A 17510-nucleotide genomic window follows, 5' to 3' on the forward strand; every position below is an offset into this window, starting at 1 on the left:
ATGAAGACAATACGTACTTTGAAAATAGTCATTTATTTTGTCTAAAGAGAGTTGTGCGATTAGTGGACCGAAGTTGAAAGATGATAGTTTCTTACATTGTTAGAGGAATATAAGAATTACAGAATATTCGACTAACACGTTACTACGGTCATTTTTGAGACTGTTTAAACAATAAGAAAGAAGGTGTTTTTAGTTACAATATCTTTTTAGTAAAGATAAGCTTAAGTAACCTCCGCTAAAGATTATATACTTAAATGATAAAGAGTTCAACAGTAGTTCACATATTTTCCCAAAAATAAAAACGGCTGTTTTATGTGGAATAAATCTACAAAACAGCCGTTTTTGGTATTAGATTTCTGTTAAAATTATTGGTTCGCCGCGCGTTACGACAACCGTATGTTCACATTGTGCAACAAGACTTTTATCAGGTGTAACGAATGTCCAGCCGTCGTCACCACGTTCAATAATATGATCAGCTTTCATAGAGATGAACGGTTCTACAGCGATAACAAGACCGTCTTTTAGAAGCGCATTATCCATTGGATCATAGTAACTTAAAATGTGATTTGGTGCTTCATGTAAGCTAAGACCAATGCCGTGACCAGTTAAGTTTTGAATAACATTGTATCCACTTTTATGTGCGAAGTTTGAAACAGCACGACCAATTTGATTTTGTTTTGAGCCAGCTCTAACCTTTTTCATTGCTGCCCAAAATGCATCAACCGCTGCTTGGCAAAGCTTTTCTTTTGCTTCGTCTTCTCCAAGAACAAATGAGATACCTGTATCTGCATAATAGCCATCAAGTGCAGCAGATACATCGACGTTTACTAAGTCGCCTTCCTTTAATACGCGATCTCCTGGAATACCATGAGCAACTTCCTCATTTACACTAATGCAAGTTACACCTGGGAAATCATATTCTTTTTCAGGTGCAGAAATAGCACCATGCTCATCTAATACTTTTTTACCGATCAAATCAAGCTCTTTCGTTGTCATACCTGGCTTCGCTTGTTTTTTCATTTCTTCACGTGCAAGCGCAACGATGCGGCCGATTTTTCGTAAGCCTTCTAAATCTTGTTCATTACGAATAATCATGAAAACCACTGTCCTTCCTCGAATATATATCTTATCCGATTGTATCATGTTTATTTTCGTCCTGCTACTCGCTTGCGGCATGCAGGTTGATTCCTCTCATAAAGAATACATGACAATTGTCATATCGATGTCATGACGCATCATACTGTTTCCTAAGTTTTCCAAGTAATACAATGTAAATATAAGAAACAGCGGGGGTGGAGAGATGGAAAAGATTATTGAAGTAAATGGTGTTTCTAAAACATTTAAACATAAAAACGCAGTAAATAATGTTTCATTTCATGTAAATAAAGGGGAAATAGTAGCGTTACTTGGTCCGAATGGTGCGGGGAAAACAACGACGATGTCGATGATGCTTGGATTAAAGGACCCGACAGAAGGTAAGGTCTTTATATTTGGAAAGAGTCCAAAGCATAGAGATGTTCGTAATAGCCTCGGTGCGATGCTGCAAGAAGTAAGTGTCATTGATAGTATTACGGTGGAAGAGGCAATCGAGTTATTCCGTAGTTATTATACGAATCCTATAGCGAAAGAAACGTTACTGCAGTTATCAAATTTAGAATCAGAGCGAAAGCAAAGATGTGAGAAGTTATCAGGTGGGCAAAAAAGAAGGTTGAATTTTGCGCTTGCACTTGCGGGAAATCCAGATTTGTTATTTTTAGATGAGCCGACAGTCGGAATGGATATTACGTCTCGAAGAATGTTTTGGGAAACGATTCGAAAGTTAGCAAGTGAAGGGAAAACAATTATTTTAACGACGCATTATTTAGAAGAAGCAGATGCTTTAGCAAATCGTATCTTATTATTTGCGAACGGAAAGATTATCGCAGATGGTACACCAGACGAAATGAAAGCGACGATTTCGCGAAAAACAATCACATTTTACTCGAAGGAAAGCATTCCTACAAAATTACTAAAGGAATTACCAAATGTAACAGAAGTAAAGTCAAGCGAAGGACGCTTCATTTTAACAACGGAGGATACGGATGCAACTTTAAAAGCCATTTATCAAAAGAGTTTACCTGTAACAGATGTTTCAGTTGAACGTGGAAGTCTTGATGAAGCATTCGAACAGTTTGTCGCAAATCAGAAGGAGGAAATCGCATGAGAGCATTATGGATGCAATGCAAAATAGAAATTTTACGTACATTCCGCAATAAATTATTTATCTTTTTCTCATTATTAATGCCTGTTATGTTTTACTACATTTTCACAAATGTTGTTCAAGTACCACAAAACGGAGATGCGTGGAAAGCACATTATTTAATTTCGATGGCAACTTTCAGTATTGTAGGGACTGCACTCTTTAGTTTCGGTGTGAGACTTTCTCAGGAAAGAGGGCAAGGATGGACACATCTTCTAAAAATTACACCGCTTCCAGAGGGAGCATATTTAACAGCAAAAATTATCGCTCAAACAGTAGTAAATGCTTTTTCAATATTAGTTATCTTTATTGCAGGTATACTAATTAATCATGTTGAGTTAACGGTAGGGCAATGGATTGGTGCGGGATTATGGTTATTGTTAGGGGTAACACCATTTTTAGCGTTAGGAACAGTAATAGGTTCCATTAAGAAGGCGGACGCAGCTGCTGGCTTAGCAAATATTTTAAATATGAGTTTAGCTATAGTTGGCGGGTTATGGATGCCGATTGAAGTATTCCCCAAAATATTAAGAACGATTGGTGAATGGACACCGACATACCATTTCGGAAGTGGTGCGTGGGATATTGTAGCTGGAAAATCAATTGGATGGGAAAATATCGCGGTATTAGGAGGTTATTTCCTTATATTTGTTGTAGTATCAATATATATAAGAAAAAGACAGGAAGCGGTATAAATGATAGAGAAGAAGAGGATTGAGATTTTTCCGAAACATATGGGATTCTTCCCGTATATGTGGTTTGTTTATCTATTATTTCCAATTTATCACTTAGCGCAGGCATCAGGATGGAAGCTTGTAATAGGAAGCGGTATGTTGATAATTTTTATCGTCACATACCGTCAGCTTTATTTTGTTCAGAGGACGTTTGTTTTTTGGGCGTGTATTCAAATGGTACTCATCTTTTTATTTGCTTTATTTTATAATCCTTTTATGATATTTTTTGGCTTTTTCACAGCAAGTGCGATGGGATTTGCGCCAAATAAGAAAGTATTTCGAGTGCTGTTATGTTCGTTAGTTATCATGCTTGGAGCATTTTTATTTGTAAATATGAATCAACTAACAACTACAAGTTTAGTAAATATCGTTCCAATGTTTATTTTAATGCTTCTTACGCCATTTGGTATGCGCAATTTTAATCAGAAAAAGATGTTAAGAAATCAATTGGATCAGGCGAACGAGCAAATTAAAGACTTAGTAAAACGTGAAGAACGGCAGCGGATTGCAAGAGATCTTCATGACACATTAGGGCATACGTTATCTCTTATTACTTTGAAAAGCCAGCTTGTAGAGAAGTTAATTGTGAAAAATCCAGAGCGTGCAAGTGCGGAAGCGAAGGAAATTACACAAACATCTCGTACAGCCTTAAAACAGCTGAGAGAATTAATTTCTGATATGCGTATGATTACGGTAGAAGAAGAGCTAGAGCAAATAAAAGCGATCTTACAAGCAGCTAATATTGAATTAGAAGTGAGGCAAGAAGCAAGATCGAGCTCGTTATCACCAATTGAACAAAATATTGTCGGGATGTGTTTACGTGAGGCCGTTACAAATGTTGTAAAACATAGTAAGGCAACGCGGTGCGCAGTTTCTGTATTAGAATCACAAGGTGAACTGATTTTGAAAGTAGAAGATAACGGAATCGGTTTAACAGATCAAAATCATGATGGAAATGGTATTCGCGGCATGAAAGAACGAATTGCTCTTATTGATGGATTTGTTGAACTAGGTACAATCAATCCAGGGACGTTATTAACGGTAAAAGTTCCAGTTGTTATTAGAACAGGAAAAGATGAGGTGAGGGCATGATTCGAATTATTATTGCAGAAGACCAGCGGATGCTTCGTGGTGCATTAGGGGCCCTGCTTGATCTAGAAGATGATATCGAAGTAATTGGGCAAGCTGCGAACGGGGAAGAGGCGTTAGAATTAATTGAATCGTTAAAGCCAGATGTAAGTATTATGGATATTGAAATGCCGATTCAAAGTGGATTGGATGTCGCTGAGACTTTAAAGAAAGAAAAATCATCATGCAAAGTAATGATTTTAACAACATTTGCACGGCCGGGATATTTTGAAAGAGCAATGAAAGCTGGTGTGCACGGCTATTTATTAAAGGATAGCCCAAGTGAAGATTTAGCGGCAGCAATTCGTAATGTAATGAAGGGGAAACGAGAGGTCTCCCAAGATTTAATGTTTGGCTTATGGCAGGAGCAAAATCCGTTGTCAGATCGCGAAAAGGAAGTACTGTTGCTTGCGAAAGAAGGAAAGACGGCAAACGAAATTGCGAAGGCACTTTATCTTTCGCCGGGTACAGTACGTAATTATATTTCTGAAGTATTAGCGAAGCTTGATGCGAAAAATAGAATTGAGGCAATTACAATTGCGGAAGAAAAGGGTTGGATATAAAAAGAAGGTTACCTATGAGAGGTAACCTTCTTTTTATAATTATTGTACTTCTATTACTTGATTTACTTTTTGTAACGGTTTGTAACCGTGTGCTTCAAATGCCTTTGCAAATTCATTTGATACGGCAGTGCCATATAAATCTTTTGCAGCTTGTACGATATGAGATTGAAGTGATTCAAAGTCTTCAGCGGAAGTTGCATAATTTTGCAATGCACGCATAACAACTTTACTTACTTTTTCATTTCCTTGTTTTTGAACAGCAACACCGTTATATGTTTTACCTTCAGCTAATTGATATAATACGTGACTGATAATACCAGAATTCACGTGTGATTCTTGATTATTACCATCGTTATAGAAATCTTGTAAATTTGTATATAGTTTATGACCGCCGTCACCAATTTCCCTTGGGATATCACGAATTGTTAGGCCACCTAATGTATCGCCCATAATCCAGTTTCCTTTATCTTTCTTTACGTAATATTCGATTTGTGTACCCCAGAAATCCGCTAATCCCTCGTTTAGTGCAGATGTTTCAGCGCTTGGATATCTCACGACTTTATTTTTCGTTGTGCCACTGAATACAGCATGTCCAAATTCATGAGCTGTTACATCAAGAGCGGATGTTAGTTTTCCGTCTAAACCATCACCAAATACCATTTGGTTCCAAGCGGGATGCCAAAATGCATTTACATAGTCTTCTTTTACACCATCACTAACTTCAGTAGAATCAAAACCGTGTACACTAGCAACAACTTTTGAATCTTTATTGTCGTAACTTTTTAGATTATGTTCTTTCTTAAAGTAATCGTAAATATCACTCATGTTCTTCATAGCGCCCGCGGCTTCTTTATCTGCAAAATTAGGAGTACTACTTGAAATTAGTGTCCCTGGATAACCAGCTTGACTATATCCTCCAAGGGAATCGGCGTAGTTTGCATTATAAATATAAATACCATTTCCGCGTGATAAATCCGCTAAATAAAATTTTCCATCAGTTCCTTTGGCAATATTGAAAGAGATGTTTTCTTGAAGTGCATTTTTCCCAGTTCCTTGCTCACTTGCAGGGGATAATCTAGGTGATGTTACTTGATTTATAGTCTTATTCTCTTTGTTTTTAATGAACTTTTCTTGGAAAAGTACTTCTCCAGTTTTTAAATCAACGATAGCATTGCCGTTTATAATTTGTTCATTGTTTTCATAAGTAAATGTAATAACAGTTGCGAATGTATAATAGCCATCTTTTTTCTTATAAACAACGGTTTCGCTAGAGAATTCTGTCTCAACTGCATCGCTTGGAATTTGAACTATATCGCGTAATTTAGATTTTACTTCATTTTTCGACAAAAAATTTGTTATAGTAAGATTAGGTTGTTGATTTAAATTTTGAACAACTTTACCACTAACAGTTGTGATTACTCCATTTTTATCTACTTTTACAATGAGATCTTGGCCATATACTTTATAGTTTTTATATGTTTGTGCAAGGCGAACTTCGGTTTGATTTTCTTTGGTTTCTTTATTTGTAGGTTGGAAATCTACATTTTTTTCAGTAGTGACTTGTTCTTGTTGAGCTTTCGCCCCATTTACCTCACCTTTTAAATACTTTTTAGCAATATTTTCTTTCGTATCATTTTGAGGTTGTGTTAATTTCCCGATTGTTAAACCAGGCTGAGCAATTTCAACTTTGACTGCACTTTTGTCTAATTCTTGAGCATGAATAGCTTCTGTTGATAAAGGGCAAAGAAGACCGAATGTAACGAAAGCACTAGCAAGTTTTCTATAATTCATCTATAACACTCCTAATCTATTATTGTATGTGAGATGAATTGTATGAAAAATTTGCCGAATTTTATATATATTATGCATTATTTCATATCAAAAATTGTCGAATTCACATTATTGTAGTGGTATGACAACTCAAAAAATTAGATTGTTCTAATGGGATGGTGAGTAAGTATGCACGCAGAAAAATTAGGAAGTGAAATTAAGAAAATTAGGGTGATGAGAGGATTAACACAGAAACAGTTATCCGATAATATATGTCATCAATCGGAAGTGAGTAGAATTGAATCGGGTGCGGTATACCCAAGTATGGATATATTGCAAGGTATCGCAGCAAAATTACAAGTTCCTATTATTCATTTTTATGAGGTACTCATTTATTCCGATATTGAAAGAAAAAAACAGTTTAAAGATCAAATCATTATGCTTTGTAAGCAAAAAAGATATAAAGAAATTTATAATAAAGTATGGAATGAGCTGAAAAAGGAAGAATATCATCCTGAATTCCAGCAATTTCTTCAATGGCAATATCATGTAGCAGCTTACATATTAAAGAAAATCGATTACGAATATTGTATTTTAGAATTAAAAAAATTGTTAAATCAACAGTTAGCTGGAATAGACGTATACCAAAATCTTTATATAGAAAATGCGATTGCAAATATTTATGCTGAAAATAGCTATTTTAAGAAGAGTATTGAGTTATTTGAAGATATATTAAAACAATTAGAGGTATTGCATGATAATGAAGAATTTGAAGTGAAGGTAAGATATAATCATGCGAAAGCATTATATTTAGATAATCAATATGAAGAGTCACTTTATCAAGTAAATAAAGCGATTGAAATATCATGCCGAATTAATAGTATGGCATTAATTGGACAGCTATATTATCAAAGAGGTGAATGCCTAGGGAAGTTGGAGTACGATAGGGCAGAGGTTGAAGATGCATATAAAAAGGCAAGCTTCTTTTTTGATATATTAGAAATGCATACATATAAAGAAGCTCTCGTAAATAAAATCAGTAGATAAATATCCTAAAAAATGGGTATGCATAATTGCATATAATAGAGATAAATTTTCATGATATATTAAAATAAAAAATGTGGGTGATGGAATATGAAGAAATTACTTATTGGTAGTTTATTAACGTTAGCGATGGCATGGGGTATTTCATTAGGCGATACGGCATTAGAGAAAAGCCATATAATTTCTCATAACGATCAAGAGGTACAATTAGCTAAAGATTTACCTTTTGAATATTAAAAAACAACCGTCTTACTTAGGCGGTTGTTTTTTTATGGAGTAACATCCAAACGTCTTTACTAGAAACAGGTTTGCTAATAAAGAATCCTTGAATGTGATCACAATTTTGTTTATGTAAAAATTCCCATTCTTCTTCCGTTTCTACACCTTCTGCAATCACTTCTAAATTTAGTTGTTTTGATAGTGTAATAATGGAAGAGACAATTGCTTCTTCTAAAGGGCTAGTTGTAATTCCACAAATAAACTCTCGAGCGATTTTTAATGTGTTGATTGGATATTTTGTTAAATAAGCTAAAGAACTATAACCAGTTCCAAAGTCGTCGATTGAAATTTGAATACCGAGATTTTGAAGTTGTTCTAGTTTTGCAACTACAGATTGATTTTGATTAATTGCGATGCTTTCCGTAATTTCAATATCTAGTGCTTCTGGTTTCAGTTCTGTTTCTTCCAATACCTTTGAAATAGTTGGGATTAAATCTGCATGGTTAAATTGAACAACAGATAAATTTACACCAACTTTTAAGTGAGAGAAACCTTGATTATGCCATCTTTTTGCCTCTAAACAAGCAGTACGTAAAATCCAATTGCCAAGTTCAATAATAAAACCAGTTTCCTCTGCTAGAGGGATAAATTGGGCAGGAGATACGATACCGAGTTTTGGATGCTTCCAACGTATTAATGCTTCAAAACCGATAATTTGTTTTGTTTTTGTGCTTACTTGTGGCTGGTATTCAAGGAAAAATTCATTTTGTTGTAATGCTTTTGAAAGTTCACCTTCTAAGAATTGAATTTCATTTTGAGCGATACTCATTTCTTTTGAGAAGAAAACAAATCTGTTTTTTCCATTTGCTTTCGCACGATACATAGCCATATCAGCATTTTTCATTAACTCATTTACATCAGTTCCATAATCAGGGTACATCGCAATTCCGATACTTGGTGTAATAGAGAGTTCTTCGCCTTGAATGAAGAATGGTTTGTTTAAAATAGTTAAAATCTGTTCAGCTATAAAAATTGCACTTTTTTCTGAGTACATTTCTGGTAATAGAATTGTAAACTCATCTCCACCTTGGCGAGCGACGATATCTTTTGAACGCAAGCAACCGCGTAATCTTTTTGCTACTTCAATTAATAATAAATCTCCAACGTCATGGCCAAGTCTATCGTTAATTTTTTTAAATCGATCTAAATCAAGGAATATGACGGCGACATCATTTGCGTTAGTTTGGGCTGTATTTAAAATGGCTTTTAAATCTTTTTCGAACTTTCGACGATTTGGTAATCCAGTAAGTGCATCGTGAAAGGCTAAATGTTCTACTTGTTTTTGTTTTTCATATAAGGTGGTAATATCACGTGCTATCCCAAACATTCCGACCACTTCTTTGTTTATAAAAGTAGGGATAAGTGTAATATGGAGATAATAATAATAGCCTTCTTGTTCTTTTGTACGAACTTCTAACGTTTGTGGCCTACCTTCCTTTGTAATTTGTAAAGCCTTCTTTAGTAGTTCGTGGTCTTTTGAATCAATGAAGTGTACCAGAGAATAGCTTGCCACTTCGCAATAATAGGCAGTAAATAAGCTTTCGCACGCCTTATTAGATTGTTGAAAAATGCCATTCATATTTAAAGAGAAAACGGCATCGGGATGGTCCTCGAATAAAGATTTATAACGTTGTTCACTTTTTGATAATGCAAATGCACCTTCTTCAACTTCGTCCTCTAGTTGTGTAGTCAACTGTTCATATGTATGAATTAGTGCTTGATTATCTTTCCACATGTAAAGTTGCCGCAAGAATAACAAAATAAGTGATAATACGAGACCGATTAACATGAATTTATCATCCCAAGGTTGAATGATAATAAAAGAAAAAGTAATAATTATACTAAAATAAGGTAGTATAAAACGTACATAATCGAATCGATAATATTTTGTTTTCGTTTCATGCTGCATTGGTTTATCTAAAATATATAGTATGGAAGAAAGTCCAATTAATAAAATAGAAGCAGTGTGTATTAAATAATTAATTTCAGCAGAAGTTTTCATCCCAAAATTCAATTGAAACAGATGAATATAACCGTATACGAGTATAATAGTGAAACCGATAATTAATGCAATTCTACTAGAAGAATATTGTTCTCTTCTATATAGGCTAATAACGGCGTAAATTACTAATGATTGTGCAATGAAATACCCAATTAAAATCCAAGTATCCTTTGTTAACATGCGGAAGCTTGAAAGGTCTAAGATAAAAGTTAAGGTGAAATAAATGTTCATAATAATAATAAAGATGCTATCGAATGAAAATTGAGAAAGCCCCTTAATAGAATAATTTTTTATAAACTTTATAGCAAATCCAACAAAGAGCAAAATATATTGTATGATAAAAAAAGGTAATGCTTTATATGAAAATATAGATTGATCATGTATAGAAAGTGAACTAAGAAATAGGGTTATCTCCATAACTAACCCACATAGGCAAGTACATAGTAATAAAATCCAAAATAGTTTATCGCTGCGTTTCATTCTCTTAATAGCTTTATATAAACAGTGACAAGAAAAAAGTGCAGCGAAACAGAATAAGAAAAGAATTCCAATCTCCTTTATATGCGATTCATTTGGAATAAAGAGTATCCAAAGAGCAAATATAGATATGTATATTATGACAAATTGTACATATTTTTTTTGATTAATCATATTATGACTCCGTTTCAATAAAGTTGAATCTCGAGGGAATGCTAATTTAAATAATAGCATATAAAATAGGATGTTTTTTACTATAAAAATTACTTTTTTGAAAAAATGGTGCAAAGTTACAATTTACCACTGTAACATTGCACCACCTATTCTTTTAATTCCTCTTATAGCAGAAAGTTCATCTATTAATTGGAATAGTGCTAAGTCTTTTTGTTTACTTTCAATCATAATATCGAAATTATGATTGTGTTTTTTTGCAATGTGTAAGAAAGGCTTAATAAACTCTAAATCGATATATTCAGCATGAGCCCTAAATTCTTTTTCCGATCTCGGGGAGGAAATGTGAACTTTAGGAGAGATATTTGTATGTGACCAAGTTTCAAAAATTGCAGGAAGCAACTCTTCTAGTGGTTCCTCGCAAAGATTGGCCATATGATGATGATAATCAAATACAAATGGAATATTTTCTTTTTGGCAAATTGATAAAGTTTCAGCGGTTGTATAGGTTTTATCATCATTTTCAAGAGTCATTTGTTTTTTTATATGTGTAGGAAGTTTTTTTATGTTTTCATGGAAGCGCTCAATTGCCTTTTCTTTATTTCCATAGGCTCCACCTACATGAATATTAATGTAAGAAGAATCTGCAATGCCTATAGCATCCAATATTTTATAATGATAAGTCATATCCGTAATAGCGTTAGTAGTAATATGTGGCTTGTCGCTTGTAAATAGCGTAAATTGATTTGGATGAAAACTTATTCGTAAATTGTGTTCTTTAATTAAAGCCCCTATTTTACGCCAAAGTGGTGTGAATACCCCAATATAGTCAAACTCGACTTCGGGATGTGTTGCAAGTGGGACGATGGAAGACGATAGGCGATATAGTGGGATTTCATGCGCTATATTGTAATGAAGGATACGTATTGTGTGCTCTAAATTTTGCCTTATAACATGGTACAGTTTGTCTTCTCGCTCTTGCTTGCTGAGTTTCTTAAAGCTTGTAAACGTCATTGTTTTGGCAGGAGAACAGTCCCAGAGTGCCATTGCATGTGAGACATATCCAAACCGTATAAGCATATGAGATACACCTCTTTTATTCATTGTCTTTCCTATAAAAAGAAAGCAAATATTGTTCCAATCCATTCCTTTCCTCTATCGATAAGAGAAGGCGGGTTTACATCGCTATAGGAAAGTACAGATGCATTCTCTAGATCTTCATGGAATTTCTTTTTTACTGTTTGAATGAAATGTTTATTATATAACAGGCAGTTTATTTCATGGTTAATATATAAACTTCTCATATCAAAGTTTGCTGTTCCGATATCGCAAATATCATCGTCTACTATAATAATTTTGGCGTGAAAAAAACCTTGTTGAAATGCATAAATATTGCAACCAGCCTGTATTAATTTTCGGCAGTACGGAAATTTGGCTTCTCGAACAAGAGGGTGATCAGCTTTTTCTGGAACAAGAATTGTGATTTGAACCCCTCTTTCTCTTGCTTTTAATAAGGCATTCATAATTTTTTTTCCAGGAATGAAATATGGTGTACCGATACAGATTTCTTTTTTTGCCGCGTTAATTAAATGTAAAAAAGTATGCTGTAAATAAGCCCCATCAGTCGGAATAAATTGATGCAGGATGGTACCTGGGTTTTGTTTTGGAAAATAAAGAGAAGCATCTAATAAATTTTGTTTCGTATCATCAAACCAGTCATGCAAAAATTGCTTTTGTAAATCTTGAACCCCTTCTCCTGTAAGACGTAAATGGTAGTCTCGCCATAATCCTAAATATTCATTATGCCCTAGATACTCTTCACCGATATTAAATCCCCCGATATAGCCGGTTTTCCCATCAATCACTGTAATTTTCCTATGATTTCGTTGATTGGCAGAAAAGAAAGGCAGAGGAAATTTTACCTTATGACAAAATGAAAAAGATACACCATGTTTTTGCAGGGAGCGAATAGCTTCGTTTGATAAAGAATGGCTGCCAAATCGATCAAGTAAAAGTCGTACTTCAATTCCTTCCTGAGCCTTATCAATCAGCAATTTTAAAAATTCACGACTGATTTTATCGTTTTTTACAATGAAGAATAAAATATGAATGTGATGCTGTGCTTGTTTTATATCAGTAAATAAAGCGTCATACAAATCTTTCCCGTATGTATAAAGGTGAAAATCACTTTGACGTAAAGGGAAAGTGCGAGAGCTTACTCGTTTTAAATGAAGAAGTCTCCCGTATGAAAGGTCAATTGTAATCCAAAGAGCAACGGATATTAACAAAAGAGATAAGTAGAGCATTAGTGAATTCCCTCCTTCGCATTCTTTTCACCTTCAGTGTGTTACAAATGATACGGGTAGCACGGCTGTTATTATAAATTTCTTTAGAGGATAGATCTTGTACTGGTTAAAGTTTCACTTTATCCCGTTTTAACGGGCAGTAAGCTTCCTATTTCAAAAATTGATGAATAAGCAGAAGCTAGTTTGGAAATCAACTGCCCGTAAAAGCCCGATTGGTTCAACTAATAATCAGCGGGGGATGAACCACCCCTGCTGATTAAAGTTTCACTTTATAGTTTCACCGAAATAAACAGCTTTATGAAAAAATGTGTTGTTCTATAACAAAAAACTGTTGACTGAATGCTCACTCATTATATAATGGGGATAGGGGATATAATTCAGAAAATTATATATTTTTGAAGATTCAAAAAAGAAAGAGGGCTTACAAAGAGAGGGGTAGCATAAAAATGAATAGCTTACTGATCATTAATTGGCTGGCTGCCATTGCTGTTATTGCTTATGCAGGATATTTGTTTGTATATCTTATACGGACGAGAATGGCCTACATACAATTAGGAAAAAAAATTGAATTTGACCGTCGTTTTAAAGAGCGTTGGGATCTCCTTAAGGTCAATGTTTTCGGTCAAAAAAAGCTGCTGAAAGATAAGAAAAGCGGCATCATTCACGTTATGTTCTTTTACGGATTTATTCTTGTCCAATTTGGAGCAATTGACTTCGTTTGGAAAGGACTCGCACCAGGATTACATCTTCCACTTGGACCACTATACCCTGCATTTACATTCTTCCAGGAAATTGTCACACTTGTTATTTTAATTGCAGTATTTTGGGCTTTTCATAGACGTTATGTAGAAAAGCTTGTTCGTTTAAAACGTAACTTCAAATCAGGTCTTGTTCTTATCTTTATCGGTGGCTTAATGATTTCTGTGCTACTTGGTAACGGTATGGGACTTATATGGCATGGCGAGGAGCTTTCATGGAGTGAACCAATTGCTTCTGCAATCGCTTACGTTTTTAGCGGGATAAATGAAACCGTAGCCATTTCAGTGTTCTATTTTTCTTGGTGGGTGCATTTACTAATTTTGTTAACGTTTTTAGTGTATGTTCCACAATCAAAACATGCGCATTTAATTGCAGGACCAGCTAATGTATTCTTCGGTCGTCTTTCAAACCCAGGGAAGCTTGAAAAGATTGATTTTGAAGATGAAACGCAAGAAACATTTGGTGTTGGTAAAATTGAAGACTTTAGACAAAATCAACTTATTGACTTATACGCTTGTGTAGAGTGTGGCCGTTGTACAAATATGTGTCCGGCAACAGGAACAGGAAAAATGTTATCGCCGATGGACTTAATTTTAAAACTTCGCGATCATTTAACTGATAAAGGAGCTGCGGTAACATCAAAAGCACCGTGGGTTCCAGTAGTTGCCTTCAATAATACACAAGGAAATCAGTTAGCGATGATGGCAGCTGGAAAAGGACAACAAGAATCAGCGTCTACAACGCTTGCTTACGATCCGAGTTTAATCGGAGATGTTATTACAGAAGAAGAGATTTGGGCATGTACAACGTGTCGTAACTGTGAAGATCAATGCCCAGTTATGAATGAGCATGTTGACAAAATTATTGATTTACGTCGATATCTCGTTTTAACAGAAGGAAAAATGGACGCGGAAGCACAACGCGCGATGACAAATATCGAGCGTCAAGGGAATCCGTGGGGTCTGAACCGTAAAGAGCGTGAAACATGGCGCCAAGGTGATGACGAAGTAACAGTTCCAACTGTAAAAGAAAAATCAAAAGCTGGGGAGGAATTCGAGTATTTATTCTGGGTTGGTTCAATGGGATCATACGACAATCGTAGTCAGAAGATTGCGATATCGTTTGCGAAGTTAATGAACGAAGCAGGCATTTCATTCGCAATTCTCGGTAATAAAGAAAAGAATTCTGGAGATACACCACGCCGCCTCGGAAATGAATTTGTATTCCAAGAGATGGCGACAAAGAATATCGAAGAATTTGAAAAGGCAGGAGTGAAGAAAATCGTTACGATTGATCCTCATGCTTATAACACATTTAAAAATGAGTATCCGGACTTTGGCTTGCAAGCAGAAGTCTATCATCATACAGAATTGTTAGCTCAGTGGGTGAAAGAAGGGCGCTTAAAGCCTGTTCACGCTATTGAAGAAACAGTTACGTACCATGATTCCTGTTATTTAGGAAGATACAACGAAGTGTACGAAGCGCCACGTGACATTTTGAAAGCGATTCCTGGAGTGAATCTTGTAGAAATGGCACGTAACCGTGAAACTGGAATGTGCTGTGGCGCAGGTGGTGGCTTAATGTGGATGGAAGAAACAACAGGTTCTCGTATTAACGTTGCTCGTACAGAACAAGCATTAGCTGTACAGCCATCCATTATCGGTACAGGTTGTCCATATTGCTTAACGATGATCAGTGATGGAACGAAAGCGAAAGAGGTAGAAGAGAAAGTTCAAACTCTTGATGTGACAGAGATTTTAGAACGATCTGTTATCGGACAGAAAAAAGAAGCAATGTAGTTTGTAAGAATGTATACAACTTTAGAAAGAGGTGCAATGATTGCACCTCTTCTCAACGTAGGAATACCGAGCGAGCGCTCAGTGTTAAAAAATGAAATGGGGGAAAGAAACATGAGTAAAACAGTTATTTTAAGTGCTGCAAGAACACCAGTTGGAAAATTTGGAGGATCTTTAAAGGATGTAAAAGCGACGGAACTCGGAGGAATTGCAATTAAAGCAGCGCTTGAAAGAGCAAATGTTGCGGCTAGTGATGTTGAAGAAGTTATATTTGGAACGGTTATTCAAGGTGGGCAGGGACAAATTCCATCGCGCCAAGCTGCGAGGGCTGCTGGAATCCCTTGGGAAGTGCAGACGGAAACAGTGAATAAAGTTTGTGCATCAGGGCTTCGTGCGGTTACGTTAGCGGATCAGATTATTCGTACTGGCGATCAATCACTGATTGTAGCTGGCGGTATGGAGTCGATGAGTAACAGTCCTTACATTTTACGTGGAGCAAGATGGGGATACAGAATGGGCAACAACGAAGTTATTGATTTAAACGTTGCTGACGGTTTAACATGCGCATTTTCAGGTACACACATGGGCGTTTATGGCGGAGAAGTTGCAAAGGAAGATGGAATTTCTCGTGAAGCGCAAGATGAATGGGCATATCGTAGCCATCAGCGTGCGGTTTCAGCGCATAAAGAAGGGCGTTTTGAAGAGGAAATCGTGCCAGTAACGATTCCGCAAAGAAAAGGCGATCCTATTGTCGTTGCAAAGGATGAGGCGCCACGTGAAGATACAACGATTGAAAAGTTAGCAAAGTTAAAACCTGTATTTGATAAGACAGCGACGGTGACAGCTGGTAATGCGCCGGGACTAAACGATGGTGGTGCCGCACTTGTATTAATGAGCGAAGACAGAGCGAAGCAAGAAGGAAGAAAGCCATTAGCGACAATTTTGGCGCATACAGCAATTGCAGTGGAATCTAAAGATTTCCCAAGAACTCCAGGTTATGCAATTAACGCATTGCTTGAAAAAACAGGAAAGACAATTGAAGACATTGATTTATTCGAGATTAATGAAGCCTTTGCAGCGGTAGCAATTGCAAGTACAGAAATCGCAGGAATTGATCCGGAAAAATTGAATGTAAATGGCGGCGCGGTAGCGATGGGACATCCAATTGGAGCAAGCGGAGCGCGCATTATCGTTACACTAATCCATGCACTTAAGCAGCGCGGCGGTGGAATTGGAATTGCTTCGATTTGTAGCGGTGGCGGTCAAGGGGACGCAGTGATGATTGAAGTTCACTAATTAAAGTTCGAGGGTATAAAATTTATTAACAATTAAGGGGGAAGAAAAAATGGGTGTACAAAACATTGTTGTAATTGGTGCAGGGCAAATGGGATCAGGAATTGCACAAGTATGTGCAATGGCAGGGTATGACGTGAAGGTACAAGATTTAAAGCAAGAGCAATTAGATAGAGGATTGGCTATCATTACGAAAAACTTAGCACGGCAAGTAGAAAAAGGACGTATGAAGGAAGAAGAGAAGGAAGCCACATTAAATCGTCTTACAGTAACGCTTGATTTAGATTGTGTGAAAGAAGCGGATCTTATTATTGAAGCAGCTGTTGAGAAAATGGATATTAAAAAGAAAATCTTTGCGAATCTAGATGAAATTGCTCCAGAACACGCAATTTTAGCAACGAATACGTCATCTCTGCCAATTACAGAAATTGCAGCGGTAACGAAGCGTCCGGAAAAAGTAATCGGTATGCACTTTATGAATCCAGTTCCAGTTATGAAGCTTGTTGAGATTATTCGTGGTTTGGCTACCGATGATGCGGTATATGAAGCAATTGAAGATATTACGAAAAAAATTGGGAAAGTACCAGTTGAAGTGAATGATTTCCCAGGTTTTGTATCAAATCGTATTTTGCTACCGATGATTAACGAAGCAATTTATACGTTATATGAAGGTGTAGCGACGAAAGAAGCAATTGATGAAGTCATGAAGCTTGGTATGAACCATCCGATGGGGCCTTTGACACTCGCCGATTTTATCGGTTTAGATACGTGTTTATACATTATGGAAGTGTTGCATGAAGGATTAGGAGATAGTAAATATCGCCCATGTCCGTTATTACGTAAGTATGTGAATGCAGGATGGTTAGGGCGTAAAACAGGTCGTGGATTCTACGTTTACGAATAAATGCCCCCTTTGTTACAACATAGTGGTCTTACCAAATTATTTAAA

At 36.0% G+C, this 17510-nt stretch carries 14 protein-coding genes; 9 read left to right on the forward strand and 5 right to left on the reverse strand.

All coding sequences use genetic code 11. The features are described from left to right. Positions 1 to 348: 348 nt before the first annotated feature. Positions 349 to 1143, reverse strand: a complete 795-nt coding sequence (gene map, locus BLT20_RS18510) for a type I methionyl aminopeptidase (RefSeq protein ID WP_003313889.1) — start codon at positions 1141 to 1143, stop codon at positions 349 to 351. Positions 1144 to 1300: 157 nt separating this feature from the next. Between map and BLT20_RS18515 the strand changes: the two genes are divergently transcribed. The 4 genes from BLT20_RS18515 to BLT20_RS18530 are packed head-to-tail and all read left to right on the forward strand — an operon-like array spanning position 1301 to position 4664. Continuing rightward, positions 1301 to 2203: an ABC transporter ATP-binding protein gene (locus BLT20_RS18515; protein WP_000411127.1), complete on the forward strand. Its 903-nt coding sequence runs from the start codon at positions 1301 to 1303 to the stop codon at positions 2201 to 2203. Beyond that, positions 2200 to 2934: an ABC transporter permease gene (locus BLT20_RS18520; RefSeq protein WP_001202431.1), complete on the forward strand. Its 735-nt coding sequence runs from the start codon at positions 2200 to 2202 to the stop codon at positions 2932 to 2934. Before BLT20_RS18515 ends, BLT20_RS18520 begins: the two co-directional genes overlap by 4 nt. Then, positions 2935 to 4065, forward strand: a complete 1131-nt coding sequence (locus BLT20_RS18525; RefSeq protein ID WP_000570607.1) for a sensor histidine kinase — start codon at positions 2935 to 2937, stop codon at positions 4063 to 4065. Next, positions 4062 to 4664 carry a response regulator transcription factor gene (locus BLT20_RS18530; protein ID WP_000619237.1) on the forward strand — a complete coding sequence of 201 codons (603 nt, stop codon included), beginning with the start codon at positions 4062 to 4064 and terminating at the stop codon, positions 4662 to 4664. The genes BLT20_RS18525 and BLT20_RS18530 overlap by 4 nt, the downstream gene beginning before the upstream one ends. 39 nt (positions 4665 to 4703) lie before the next feature. Here the strand turns inward: BLT20_RS18530 and BLT20_RS18535 are convergent, their stop codons facing one another. Then, the gene (locus BLT20_RS18535) at positions 4704 to 6455 is read right to left on the reverse strand and encodes a M4 family metallopeptidase (RefSeq protein ID WP_001109512.1); all 1752 of its coding nucleotides are present in this window, start codon (positions 6453 to 6455) and stop codon (positions 4704 to 4706) included. A 168-nt stretch (positions 6456 to 6623) separates the two neighbouring features. Here BLT20_RS18535 and plcR point away from each other — a divergent pair, with 168 nt between their 5' ends. After that, entirely contained in the window at positions 6624 to 7481 is an 858-nt protein-coding gene (plcR, locus tag BLT20_RS18540) for a transcriptional regulator PlcR (RefSeq protein ID WP_000542913.1), read from the forward strand. Positions 7482 to 7568: 87 nt separating this feature from the next. Then, positions 7569 to 7715: a quorum-sensing peptide PapR gene (locus BLT20_RS18545; protein ID WP_000734730.1), complete on the forward strand. Its 147-nt coding sequence runs from the start codon at positions 7569 to 7571 to the stop codon at positions 7713 to 7715. Between the two features lie 16 nt (positions 7716 to 7731). On the opposite strand, the gene BLT20_RS18550 is transcribed toward BLT20_RS18545, so the two are convergent. From BLT20_RS18550 to cls, 3 genes are all read right to left on the reverse strand, one after another. Next, a complete protein-coding gene (locus BLT20_RS18550; protein ID WP_002184091.1) occupies positions 7732 to 10410 on the reverse strand; it encodes a DUF4084 domain-containing protein in 2679 nt (892 codons plus the stop codon). Positions 10411 to 10533: 123 nt separating this feature from the next. Beyond that, positions 10534 to 11487, reverse strand: a complete 954-nt coding sequence (gene uvsE / locus BLT20_RS18555; protein ID WP_002184090.1) for a UV DNA damage repair endonuclease UvsE — start codon at positions 11485 to 11487, stop codon at positions 10534 to 10536. A gap of 32 nt (positions 11488 to 11519) precedes the next feature. After that, positions 11520 to 12713, reverse strand: coding sequence for a cardiolipin synthase (cls, locus tag BLT20_RS18560; RefSeq protein WP_000966422.1), 1194 nt, complete (start codon positions 12711 to 12713; stop codon positions 11520 to 11522). A gap of 446 nt (positions 12714 to 13159) precedes the next feature. Between cls and BLT20_RS18565 the strand changes: the two genes are divergently transcribed. Genes BLT20_RS18565 through BLT20_RS18575 form a run of 3 tightly spaced genes read left to right on the forward strand, consistent with a single transcriptional unit; the run spans position 13160 to position 17465 of the window. Then, entirely contained in the window at positions 13160 to 15271 is a 2112-nt protein-coding gene (locus BLT20_RS18565; protein WP_001086755.1) for a (Fe-S)-binding protein, read from the forward strand. 9 nt (positions 15272 to 15280) lie between these two features. Beyond that, the gene (locus BLT20_RS18570) at positions 15281 to 16564 is read left to right on the forward strand and encodes an acetyl-CoA C-acetyltransferase (RefSeq protein ID WP_002026635.1); all 1284 of its coding nucleotides are present in this window, start codon (positions 15281 to 15283) and stop codon (positions 16562 to 16564) included. Between the two features lie 49 nt (positions 16565 to 16613). After that, a complete protein-coding gene (locus BLT20_RS18575) occupies positions 16614 to 17465 on the forward strand; it encodes a 3-hydroxybutyryl-CoA dehydrogenase (RefSeq protein WP_000538874.1) in 852 nt (283 codons plus the stop codon). Positions 17466 to 17510: the final 45 nt, after the last annotated feature.

The organism is Bacillus sp. cl96 (assembly GCF_900100505.1).
In the GTDB taxonomy this organism is placed as follows: Bacteria; Bacillota; Bacilli; order Bacillales; family Bacillaceae_G; genus Bacillus_A; species Bacillus_A cereus.